This window comes from Bradyrhizobium sp. NAS96.2, from assembly GCF_001908235.1.
Classification (GTDB): Bacteria; Pseudomonadota; Alphaproteobacteria; order Rhizobiales; family Xanthobacteraceae; genus Bradyrhizobium.
In genome coordinates, this window is record NZ_LGHK01000236.1 from 1 (window position 1) to 11,341 (window position 11,341).

Annotated in this window: 8 protein-coding genes and 1 pseudogene; 2 read left to right on the forward strand and 7 right to left on the reverse strand. The window is 64.4% G+C overall.

Translation table 11 applies throughout. From position 1 onward, the window contains the following. A pseudogene (locus AC628_RS36590) lies at positions 1–546 on the forward strand (Na+/H+ antiporter); the annotation flags it as partial. A 147-nt stretch (positions 547–693) separates the two neighbouring features. Here AC628_RS36590 and AC628_RS36595 read toward each other — a convergent pair. The 7 genes from AC628_RS36595 to ispG all read right to left on the reverse strand — a co-directional run bounded on the left by AC628_RS36595 (position 694) and on the right by ispG (position 10,014). Next, positions 694–2,034, reverse strand: a complete 1,341-nt coding sequence (locus AC628_RS36595) for a Rieske 2Fe-2S domain-containing protein (protein WP_074131528.1) — start codon at positions 2,032–2,034, stop codon at positions 694–696. 180 nt (positions 2,035–2,214) lie between these two features. Then, positions 2,215–2,814, reverse strand: coding sequence for a DsrE family protein (locus AC628_RS36600; RefSeq protein ID WP_074131529.1), 600 nt, complete (start codon positions 2,812–2,814; stop codon positions 2,215–2,217). Positions 2,815–2,853: 39 nt separating this feature from the next. Next, entirely contained in the window at positions 2,854–3,591 is a 738-nt protein-coding gene (locus AC628_RS36605; RefSeq protein ID WP_245321513.1) for a hypothetical protein, read from the reverse strand. Further along, positions 3,486–4,529, reverse strand: coding sequence for a TAXI family TRAP transporter solute-binding subunit (locus AC628_RS36610; RefSeq protein WP_143202003.1), 1,044 nt, complete (start codon positions 4,527–4,529; stop codon positions 3,486–3,488). The genes AC628_RS36605 and AC628_RS36610 overlap by 106 nt, the downstream gene beginning before the upstream one ends. Positions 4,530–4,590: 61 nt before the next feature. Further along, positions 4,591–6,858 (reverse strand): hypothetical protein, encoded by a 2,268-nt coding sequence (locus AC628_RS36615; protein WP_143202004.1) that lies wholly within the window; start codon positions 6,856–6,858, stop codon positions 4,591–4,593. A 472-nt stretch (positions 6,859–7,330) separates the two neighbouring features. Further along, the gene (locus AC628_RS36620; protein ID WP_028343560.1) at positions 7,331–8,224 is read right to left on the reverse strand and encodes a TauD/TfdA dioxygenase family protein; all 894 of its coding nucleotides are present in this window, start codon (positions 8,222–8,224) and stop codon (positions 7,331–7,333) included. Positions 8,225–8,724: 500 nt separating this feature from the next. Next, on the reverse strand, positions 8,725–10,014 hold the full coding sequence (gene ispG / locus AC628_RS36625; protein WP_074131532.1) for a flavodoxin-dependent (E)-4-hydroxy-3-methylbut-2-enyl-diphosphate synthase: 1,290 nt from the start codon (positions 10,012–10,014) through the stop codon (positions 8,725–8,727). Positions 10,015–10,273: 259 nt separating this feature from the next. On the opposite strand from ispG, the gene AC628_RS36630 reads away from it, so the two are divergent. Then, positions 10,274–11,149 (forward strand): sulfurtransferase, encoded by an 876-nt coding sequence (locus tag AC628_RS36630; protein ID WP_074131533.1) that lies wholly within the window; start codon positions 10,274–10,276, stop codon positions 11,147–11,149. Positions 11,150–11,341 lie beyond the last annotated feature (192 nt).

An 11,341-nucleotide genomic window follows, 5' to 3' on the forward strand; every position in this document is an offset into this window, starting at 1 on the left:
GGCGCGGTCTCGCTGGCCGCGGCGCTGGCGCTGCCGCTGACGCTGCCGAGCGGCGAAGGCTTCCCGTATCGCGACCTGATCCTGTTCGTTGCCTTCGGCGTGATCTTCGTGACGCTGGTCGGGCTCGGCCTCGGACTGCCGCCGGTGGTGCGCTGGCTCGGCCTCGCCAGGGACGGACGCAGCGAGCACATCGCCGAGCACGAGCAGGAAATCACCGCGCGGCGCGAGGCGCTGAACGCCGCGCTGAAGTCGCTCGACGCCATCACCGACGACCGCGAGCTGTCCGACGAGGTGGTCAAGCTGTTGCGCTCGCGGCACGAGATCCGGATCAACCAGCTGCCCGACGTGCTCGACCCCGACAAGCACGATGTCTCCGCCACCGGCACCGAGCTGACGCGGGAGCTGATCTCCTCCGAGCGCAAGTTCATCCACATGCTGCTGCGCGACGGCAAGATCACCGACGAGACCAGGCGCCGCATCGAGCGCGACCTCGATCTGGAGGAGGCGAGCCTGTCCAACAGGGAGTATCGAAAGATACCGTTGTAGCCCCGCTGTCGTCCCGGGCAAGCGAAGCGCGACCCGGGACCCATAACCACAAGTACCAATTGGTTTGCGAAGCTGGAGCCACACCGCGTTTCAACAACGCACCCCTGTGGTTGTGGGTCCCTGCTTTCGCAGGGACGACAGCCGCATCTACTCCGCAGCCGCATTCTGCCCGGGACCGCCGACGAAGCCGGCGGGATCGCCGAACCGCTCGATCATCACGGCGGTGAGATCCTTGGTCTTGCTGGTGACGCAGGCGCCGGAGCGCACAGTGTAGCGATCCTGGTGCGCGACATGCGGCGGCGCCTCGCCCTTTTGCAGCGCGCGGGCCGCCTCCATCATGAGCTTGCGGAAATGCATGATGCCGAGATCGGTCGGGCCGAGATGCTCACGGGTCCGATCGGCGATCGGGCCCTGGCTGTCCTGCACCGCAGCGTCCTGCTCGGAGACGCCCTTGATGCCGGTAAAGCTCTTGGTCCGCTGCAGCTTGCGATCGATCAGATAATCGTTCGCCTTGTTGCGCAGCGGCACGTAGTTCTCGTCCACCACGGCCATCACGCCGTTCCCGTTGGCGTAACCGTCGCGCTCGGCGTCGGTCAGCGGCCGGTGCGGATTCCACGCATAGGTGTAGATCCAGCAATTGGTGTCGGTGACCGGCACGAAGGTCTGGCCGAACATGTTCTCGCCCGGCATCGAGCTCGGCGCGTAGCTGTGGAACGGCATCAGGAACTGGGCGATGCGCCAATAGATGTTGTCGCTGCCGGTGAGCCGGCCGCCGGCCACCGTCAGCCCCGCCTCGTGCGGATTGATCTTGATCACCGGCCGCGGATCCTCGGCGATCCAGCGCATGTGGTCGGTCGCGACCCGCGTCAGCGGGTTGACGAAATGCTTCTTGATGTCGAGGATCTCGTTCTCCTCCTTCTCGAAGGAGAGATGCGCGAAGGTGAAATGCGCGGTGTCGATCGAGCCTTCCACCGCCTGCACCCAGTTGCAGTCCTGCCACTTCTTGGTGACGAAGCGGTGCGAGGCCGGCAGCAGAGCCATCTCCAGCGCGGGCAATTCCGGCATCTGATCGGCCGGGCCCATATAGGCCCAGATCATCTCGCCCCATTCGCGCACCGGATAGGACTTGATGCGGATCAGGTCCTTTGCGTTGAGGTCCGGATAGGAGGTCGGCATGTCGACGCAGCGGCCGTCGGTGTCGAACTTCCAGCCGTGATAGACGCAGCGGATGCCGCATTCCTCGTTGCGGCCGAGCCAGAGATTGGCACCGCGATGCGGGCAGTATTGATCGATGACGCCGACCACGCCCCTCGAGTCGCGAAAGGCGAGCAGCTCCTCGCCCATCACAACGATCTTCTTCGGGTCGCTGTCCGGCTCCGGCAGTTCTTCCGACAGCAGCACCGGAATCCAGAACCGGCGCAGCAATTCGCCCATTCCCGTTCCCGATCCGGCTTCGGTGAGGAACTTGTTGTCTTCGGCGCGGAGCATGGCGTTTCCCCGGGTTGTTTTTGATTTTCCCGGAGCTTGGCGTAGCGGATGCGGAACGTCAATGCGATTGGCTGCGCGACCGGCAGCCCTGCCCCGCGCGCCCGTGGATTTACGCCCGCGTTCTGCGCAGCGGGCCGCGCCTGCTCAAAAAGGGAGTTCAGGGCTGGCTGGGCCTCCGGCTCACGGCTTCACGTAGGCCCATCCCTTCTCCTGCAATTCCATCACGCGCACGACGCCGGACTTCACGACTTCCGCCTGCTTGATGATCGGGATGGACTTGTTCTCGGCCTTCTGCATCTTCTCCTGGGTATTGCCGCAGGCCTTGAACGACACCTCGGGTGTACTGAGCGCCATTTCCTCGATGCGCGCCTTCACCGGCGACGTATCGTCGCGGAGCATGTGCAGGCCCGGGCCGAACGTGACCACCTCGATCTTCACCTTTTCGCCGAGCCCCTTGTAATACTCGGCCACGTTGGTTGCGTTGTTGAGCGTGAGATTCATCGCGGCAGCATCATTGGAGTTCACCTGCAGGATCAGATGATGCTCCTTCCCTTTCGGCTCCGCCGGATTGTGCATGCGGGCAAAGGCGGAGCGCTTGCGCGTTTCGGCGGTGGCCCGCGGCGTTTCAGGCTTCCGAGCGTCGCTCACCGCGTAAGTCGCGGACTGCGCGGCCGGCACCCAGTATTTTCCGCCTTGCTGGGCCGCCGCAAATGGCGTGGACGCCAGCACAGCGACGGCGGCCGTCGCAATGAATTTCACAACAGATTCAAAATTGCACATGAAGCATCTCCATCTCGAAAAATCGGCAAACACACTTTCTCAATTGCTGGGCCTTGCGACGGCGAGCGGCCATTTGCAGACCGCGGCCATCCTCGCGCGCATCGCGTCCAGCCCCGCGAGCGAGAATGTTGCATCAAGGGCAGTCCCTGCACCGCGTGAGAGGTGGACGGCAAGCACCGCGTTATCGGGAAGCGATTGCAGCAGACGAACGACATCGCCAGCGACGGCGACGCCGGACCCCGCCGCCGGCACGATTGCCGCGACCTGCACCGGCGCACCGTCATTGATGCGATAGGAAATCACATAGCCGTCGCCGCGGCCCGAGATAGCGGGTCCCGCGAACGACAATTCGGTCCGCCCGCCGCGACAGCGGATCGACAGCTTCACGGACGCATCGACCGAATCGGACGTCGTCGCAGTGGCGATCGGTGAATAATCGACCGGCGACATCGTCTCGCTGATCGTCCAACGATTCGCTTTCGAGGCTTCGCGGCGAGCCGGCACGGCCGCATGCGACAGCTTGTCGAGGCACTGCAGCCGCGCTTCACGTTCGAGCTGCGAACAGGCGCGCAGCTGTGCCATGGGATCTGTCATGGGATCTTCCACCCCTTGCGCCAGGGCAACGCCGTTGATGACGGCGATTGCCACAACAAGCGGGGCGGAAAGTCTTGTCATTGCGATGCCCGTGCGGTCGACGACTGCCGATCGAGCCACGCCTGCGCGGCAGGAAAGCGCGCGAGGCCGGGCACGGTCGCTCCGAGGTTGATCGATTTCCATTTCGGATCGAAGCCAGCTCCCTGCAGCTTGTCGATCCGCGAGAACAGATGATCGACGAAACGCGCAACGCGCTCGAAGCGGTTCGAGTTGGCCGGCCAATTGAAGGCGACGAGGGCGGTCGGTACGGCGATCGTGGCGACATGATCGCCCTGCTTGATCAGATTTGGGTAATCGGCCGCATCGAGCGCCGCCGGCAGATAATAGTCCTCGAACTTGCTGTCATACGGGATCGGCAGGAACTTGAAGCCCGCTTCAAATCGGCCCTTCACAAATGCATCGACCGGCTTCGAGGTGATGAACACGACAGCCGCCATGTCGCCCTTCCGCATCTGCTCGAGCGCGACCTGGTGCGGAATGAACGTCTTCTCGATATCGATACCGAGGCGACTGAAGATCAGCGGACCTGAATAGGCTGCGGCCGTACCCTGGCTGTTGAAGTTCACCTTCTTGCCGGCGAGGTCGCTCAGACTCTTGATCTCCGGACGAACGAAGATATGCAGCTCGGACGGAAACAGGTTCAGGACATAGGTAATCCGCCGCTGGATGTCCGGCACCTGGCTCTTGTATTCCTCGAGCGCGTCGGAATTGATGATCGCAGCATCGATGCCGCGCAAATACAGCAGCGAGTTCAGGTTCTCGACGGGCCCTCGCGTCACCACCGGCAGGACATGCAGATTGTCGCCGTCGTCGACCACGCGGGCCATCTCCGCGGCGAGGCGGATCGGCGCGCCCTCGAGCAGGCCGCCGGCGAGGCCAACGGTCCAGGCGTTCATCGCCAGAGCTTCAGGCCTTGGCTGGGTCGGCGCGGCCCGGATCACGCGCGCCTTGTGTGGCCGGTCATGTTGCGGCCGGGCATCCGCCGGGGGCGGCTGCAGCGCCGGGAGCAGCGACATCAGGCCCGCAAGCAGCAGCGGGCGAAATCCGATCAACCTTTTCATCGAGCAGCTCCTTTGCACGACATCGCGCCGGCGCGTTCGTCCTTGCTGCTAGATCGTTTGATCAACGCAGCGCCTCGAACCGCGCCTTTGCCTCCTTGATTCCACCGGCCTCGGCCTTGGCGTAGAGATCGCGCGCCTTGGCCGCATCGCCGCGCGTTCCATAGGTCCCCCAGTTCGAGAGGGTCAGCGGATCATAGGTTTCCGCGAGCGCGAAGCTTGCCTGGGCGCTGCCCGTCTCGGCGACGCTTTCCAGCACGACCCGCGCACCCCCGATGTCTCCGCGTTCCAGCAGCAAGCGCGCCCGCGCCAGCAGTCTCGCCTCCTGCGCACCGTCGTCAGTGGCGGTCTGGACATTGCCCGCGATTGGCGTCGCTACAGCCCGGTTCACGGCCGGCGGCGGAGCGCTCGCCGGCGCCTCCTGCGCGGAGCGGCCGGCATTGCCGGTGGTGGCGACCTGAGACGCGACAGGCGGGACTTTCGCGGCGAACGCAGCGATATCGCGGCGCGCCGAAGCAAGATCCCGCTCCAATTGCTCGGCCTTGCCACGCTCCCGCTGCAACAGGCTGCGCTGCTCGGCCGCGGCCTGCTCCGCGGCTTGCTTCACCCCGGCGGCTTGCAGGTTCGCTTCGGCTGCCCGCTTGGCCTGCGCATCGAGTTCGCTTTTCTTTGTCGCGAGCTCACGCGTCAGCGCTTCGGCCCGCTGCTGCTCTCGCTGGAGTGATTGTCGCAGCTCGGAGGTTTCGCTTGACTCCGCCTGCTTGCGCTTTGCTGCTTCGTCGCTGGCTTGGGCTGCCTGCGCCTCGTATGCGTAGGCTTTGCTGCGCGCCGTCGAGAGATCGCGCGCCAGTGCATCGCCCCTCTCGTGCTCCTTCTGCATCGATCGGCGCAGTTCCACAGCGCCGGCTTCGGTCGTCAGCTTCAGCTTGGCAAGCTCGTCGCCCGCCTTGGCCGCCAGTGCTGACTGCGTCTCCACGTCACGGCGCGCCGCCGCGAGATCCAGCTCCAGTTTCGCAGCCCGCTCGTGCTCCTGCTCCAGCGACTTCTGCACGTCCGCTGCGCCGCTTTGCGAGGTCTTCTTCAGCCGGGTCGCTTCATCGCCTGCCTTGGCCGCCAGCGCGGTTTGCGTCTCGACGTCACGCCGCGCCGCCTGAAGGTCCTGCTCCAGTTTCGCGGCTCGCTTCTGCTCCTGCTCCAGCGACTTCTGCACGTCCGCAGCCCCGCTTTGCGAGGCCTTCTTCAGCCGCGTCGCTTCATCGCCTGCCTTGGCCGCCAGCGCGGTTTGCGTCTCCACGTCACGCCGTGCCGCTGCGAGGTCCTTCTCCAGTTTCGTGGCCCGCTCATGCTCCTGCGCCAGCGACTTCTGCACGTCCGCTGCGCCGCTCTGCGAAGCTTTCTTCAGCTGGGCTGTTTCATCGCTCGCCTTGACCGCCAGCGCGGTTTGCGTCTCCACGTCACGCCGTGCCGCTGCGAGGTCCTGCTCCAGTTTCGTGGCCCGCTCATGCTCCTGCGCCAGCGACTTCTGCACGTCCGCTGCGCCGCTTTGCGAAGCCTGCTTCAGCCGGGCCGTTTCATCGCTCGCCTTGGCCGCCAGCGCGGTTTGCACCTCGACGTCACGCCGCGCCGCCGCAAGGTCCTGCTCCAATTTCGCAGCGCGCTTCTGCTCCTGCGCCAGCGACTTCTGCACGTCCGCAGCGCCGCTTTGCGAGGCCTTCTTCAGTTGGGCCGCTTCATCGCTTGCCTTGGCCGCCAGCGCGGTTTGCGTCTCCACATCACGACGTGCCGCCGCAAGGTCCTGCTCCAGTTTCGCAGCTCGCTTCTGCTCCTGCTCCAGCGACTTCTGCACATCGGCAGCGCCGCTTTGCGAGGCCTTCTTCAGTTGGGCTGTTTCATCGCTTGCCTTGACCGCCAGCGCGGTTTGCGTCTCGACGTCACGACGTGCCGCTGCGAGATCCTGCTCCAGTTTCGCAGCCCGCTCGCGCTCCTGCTCCAGAGGCTTCTGCAGGTCCGCCTTGCCGCCTTGCGAAGCCTGCTTCAGCGTCGCGGTCTCGTCGTTTGCCTTGACCAGCATTGCGGCCAGCGTTTCCACATCACGGCGCGCCGTCGCAAGGTCCTGTTCGAGCTGCGCGGCGTGGTCGCGCTCCCCTTGCAGCGACTTCTGCAGGACTGCAGTGCCTTGCGGGATGTCCTTCAGCGATTTTCTCAGTTTTTCGGTTTCGCTCTGCAAGGCATTCTCGACCTGAACCGAATTCTCGCGTTCCTTGGTCAGCAGGCCCTGCAGCAATTCAACATCTCGCCGTGCTGTCGCGAGTTCGCGGGTGAGCCCGTCCACGCTTTGCGCTTGGGCTCCGGCCGGACCGGCGTCACCAGCAGGGCTCGTCTTCGCTTGCGCAAGTTGCGGGGAATCGCCGGCGATGCCATTGGACTGCGCGCGCGCTCCGGCGCCCGCATCCGCAAGACACATCATCACAAGGGTTGCAGCGATCCATGAGGGAGCCGCCGGACGCATCGTCCTCGAAGGAGATGGCAGTTGATCCGATTTGACGCGCAAGCCCACACCCCGCGCGCCCAATATCACCTGTCGCATGGTGATAACGCCCAGTCTGATGCGGCATCATAGGGCTCAGCGGCTCGCGGATACTATGACCCGCAAGGGTTACCCCTGTTAACCGCGCCGCGTTGGGCTAGGCTGACGCATCGCGCTCAGCCGCGCCCTAAGACGATGGGTTCCGCGGCGTTTATCATCGGGCCGCGCGTAGCCCGGACCCGTTGGTTCCACCCTTCCTGCGCAGCTGCGCAATATCTCACACCGGCCGTTCGCCCTTCACCGTGACGCGGGTTCCGGAGCGGGTGTGCGGCCAGTAATCCCACATCGCGCGGTGCTGGGCGCAGCGATTGTCCCAGAACGCGATCGCGTTCTCGGTCCAGCGGAAGCGGCACTGGAACAGTGGGTTCTCGGCGTGCTGGTAGAGATAGGCCAGCATGGCGTCGCTCTCGTCGCGCGGGATGCCGACGATGAAGCGGGTGAAGCCGCGATTGACGTAGAGCGATTTCTTCCCTGTCACCGGATGGGTACGGACCACCGGATGCTCGGCACGGGGATATTCCCGTTTGTCGGCGACGCCGTAGTTGGCGTAGAGGCCCCGATAGGTCTGCTCGCCGTCATGCAGCGCGGTGAGCCCGTCGAGATAGGCCTTCATCCGGTCCGACAGCGCCTCATAGGCCGCGTACATGTTGGCGAACAAGGTATCGCCGCCGCGCGGCGGGCACTGCTTGATATAGAGGATCGACCCCATCGGCGGCTCGAGATCGCAGGACACGTCGGTGTGCCAGCCTTCGCCATTGGCGCGCGGCGAATCCTTGTCGGCATAGATCTTCATCAGCGCCGGATCGCCCTCGTTGGGGGCGGCGGGGTGGACATGCAGCTCGCCGAACTTGCGGCCGAAGGCGAGGTGCTGGTCGGGGCTGATGTGCTGGTCGCGGAAGAAGATGACGAGGTTTTCGGCGAGCGCGCGATGGATCTCGTCCATCTGGCGGTTGGAGCGCGCATCGTCGCCAACCAGCTTGCCGATATCGACGCCGGAGATTTCCGCGCCGATGATCGGCGTCAGCTTCTCGACGCCGATGGTCTCATAGGGCTCGGATTGGTCGGCGAGGTGGCGGTAGCGCGGGCCTTGCTTGCCGGACAGCGAGCTCATGGGTGTTCTCCCGATGGTTCTTGTTTTGACCATCGTAGCCGGGATCAAGCGAAGCGCAATCCACGCTGCAAAACGTTTACAGCAATGTTCTTTCTTGCCTGCGTAGCGGCGCTAGAGCTTGAACAGGTGGCGTTGGAAGAGATTTAGGATCAGGCCGTCCTAGTATTGAGGTCAGCCGGTCATAAGCCAAACCACGCTCGCCATAAGCATAGCGAAGGACACCACCACAGCGCTGACCAAGGCGATTTCAACGCCGTCTATGCCATCATGATGATCCACCCGCATCCGGTGTCACCTCCCCAGGGTCGAAAACCGACCCTGACTATTAACTTTTGGGGAGCGTTCAAGTTCCGGCGACTTGTGGCGTTTGCGCCATAATACCGAAGGGGTTGTGTTTTGCGAACACTCGCAACCCACGTCTCGCGCCATAACCGCCGCCTGGGGTTGGGTCCCTGCTTTGGCAGGGACACATTTGAGTGTGGGTCACGCGCGGAGAGAAACTACTCCGCGGCGCCGGCCTGCTCCGGCAGCTTGGCGCCGCTGCCGTAACGCTGGTCGATATAGTCGATCACCAGCGCCTTGAAGTCGGCGGCGATGCCGGGACCACGCAGGGTGCGGAACTTCTTGCCGTCGACGAACACGGGCGCGGCCGGCGCTTCGCCGGTGCCGGGCAGCGAGATGCCGATATTGGCGTGCTTGGATTCGCCGGGGCCGTTGACGATGCAGCCCATGACCGCGACGTTGAGCTGCTCGACGCCCGGATACTTGGTCTTCCAGGCCGGCATCTCGTCGCGGATGAAATCCTGGATCGAGCGCGCCAGCTCCTGGAACGTGGTCGAGGTGGTGCGGCCGCAGCCCGGGCAGGCCGCAACCAGCGGCACGAAGGTGCGGAAGCCCATGGTCTGCAGCAATTCCTGCGCAACCTGCACTTCCAGCGTACGGTCGCCGCCGGGCTCCGGCGTCAGCGAGATGCGGATGGTGTCGCCGATGCCCTGCTGCAACAGGATGCCGAGCGCAGCCGACGACGCCACGATCCCCTTCGAGCCCATGCCGGCCTCGGTCAGGCCGAGATGGATCGCATAATCCGAGCGGCGCACGACTTCCTGATAGACCGCGATCAAATCCTGCACGGCGGAGACCTTCGCCGACAGGATGATCTTGTTTTTCGGCATGCCGAGTTCCTGGGCGCGGGCCGCCGACAGCAATGCCGACTGCACCATCGCCTCGCGCGTCACCGCGCGGGCGTCGCGCGGATTCGGCGATGCGGTGTTCTCGTCCATCAGCTTGGTGAGCAGCTCCTGGTCGAGCGAGCCCCAATTGGCGCCGATGCGCACCGGCTTGTTGTTCTTGTTCGCGATCTCGATGATGTCGGCGAACTGGGTATCGCGCTTGTTCTTGAAGCCGACATTGCCGGGATTGATGCGGTACTTGTCGAGCGCCTCGGCGCAGGCCGGATACTCGGCCAGCAGCTTGTGGCCGATGTAGTGGAAGTCGCCGATCAGGGGCGTCGTGATGCCGCGCTTGCGCAGGCCGTCACGGATGTGGGGCACCGCGGCTGCGGCTTCCTCGCGGTCGACCGTGATGCGCACCATCTCGGAGCCGGCGCGGGAGAGCGCGGCCACCTGGGCGATGGTGCCATCGATATCGGCGGTGTCGGTGTTGGTCATCGACTGCACGACGATCGGCGCACCGCCGCCGACGGCAACGTTGCCGACCATGACCTGCGTGGTTTGGTGCCGGGCTTGAGGACCTGCGACGTCGTCTTGCGGCAAAATCTCGGGCTTGTTCATGGCGTCTCGAATATCAGGTTTTGGTGACATTCACCAACGGGGCGATAGACCACGCGCAAAGCGGGCCAAACGGTCAGGTTTCGGAGTGAATTCAACAGCTTATGGCGCCGATTGGGGCCAAACGCAAGCCATGCAGCGGCGTCCTGCATGCCCAGCTATATTGGACCGAATTGGGGTGAATCAAAGGGCAAAGCGACCGCTTTTCATGTGACTTGGCGCATCTTAGCATCCCGTTAAACACACACCGGGAGGGCGTGACATGGCCGATTATGGCGAGCTGATCACCACGGCGGAACTCGCCGAGATCCTGACCCGGCCCGAGTTGCGGCTGTTCGACTGCACGACCTATCTGGAGCCGGCTCCCGCGGGCAGCGGCGTTCCCTATATTGTCGTCTCGGGCCGCCAGACGTTCGAGGCCGGCCATATCCCGGGCGCCAATTTCCTCGATCTGCAGGCCGAATTCTCCGACCCCCATACCAATCTGTGCTTCATGATGCCGCCGACGGCCCAGCTCGAGGCGGCGTTCGGCCGGCACGGCATCTCAGCAGGCAGCCGCGTGGTGCTCTATTCGATCGGGACTGCGATGTGGGCGACGCGGTTCTGGTGGATGCTGCGCTCGCTCGGCTTCGAGGGCGCCGCGGTGCTCGACGGCGGCATCGACAAATGGACCGCCGAGGGACGCGACATCGAGACCGGGCTCGCCGGCGGCTATCCACAGGCCGCGTTCCCGGCGCGGCCCAAGGACGGCATGTTCGTCGACAAGCATGACGTGCTCGCCGCCACCACCGAGCGCGACACCGTGATCGTCAACGCGCTCGGCCCGCAATTCTACAAGGGGCTGGAGCCGAGCCGCTATGGCCGGCCCGGCCGCATCCCCGGCAGCGTCAGCGTGCCGGCGGCGACATTGATCGATCCCAAGAGCAAAACATTCGTGTCGCGCGAAGAGGCCGAGGCAACCTTCGCCGCGCAAGGCATCACCAAAGACAAGCGCGTCGTCGCCTATTGCGGCGGCGGCATCTCCGCGACCATCGACCTGTTCCAGCTGCATCGGCTCGGCTACAACAATCTCACCCTCTATGACGGCTCGATGGGCGAATGGGCGAAAGATGCGGAGCTGCCGATCGAAGTGGGGTAGTGGGAGGCAAAGGCTCTCTCCCCTTGTCGTCCCTGCGAAAGCAGGGACCCATACGCCGCGGCGAATGTTGTGAACGGGACTCGTCGTTCCACCATCGTTCACCAATAACCATTCGTGGTTATGGGTCCCTGCTTTCGCAGGGACGACGATGAGTTTGTTGCGCCGTTGGCGAATCAAACATCCGCGATCCCA

Excerpts from the sequence above, each read along its gene's own strand:
- AC628_RS36595 (WP_074131528.1), bottom strand. The coding sequence starts at position 2,034 with ATGCTCCGCGCCGAAGACAACAAGTTCCTCACCGAAGCCGGATCGGGA.
- AC628_RS36600 (WP_074131529.1), bottom strand. The coding sequence starts at position 2,814 with ATGTGCAATTTTGAATCTGTTGTGAAATTCATTGCGACGGCCGCCGTC.
- AC628_RS36605 (WP_245321513.1), bottom strand. The coding sequence starts at position 3,591 with ATGGAAATCGATCAACCTCGGAGCGACCGTGCCCGGCCTCGCGCGCTT.
- AC628_RS36610 (WP_143202003.1), bottom strand. The coding sequence starts at position 4,529 with ATGAAAAGGTTGATCGGATTTCGCCCGCTGCTGCTTGCGGGCCTGATG.
- AC628_RS36620 (WP_028343560.1), bottom strand. The coding sequence starts at position 8,224 with ATGAGCTCGCTGTCCGGCAAGCAAGGCCCGCGCTACCGCCACCTCGCC.
- ispG (WP_074131532.1), bottom strand. The coding sequence starts at position 10,014 with ATGAACAAGCCCGAGATTTTGCCGCAAGACGACGTCGCAGGTCCTCAA.
- AC628_RS36630 (WP_074131533.1), top strand. The coding sequence starts at position 10,274 with ATGGCCGATTATGGCGAGCTGATCACCACGGCGGAACTCGCCGAGATC.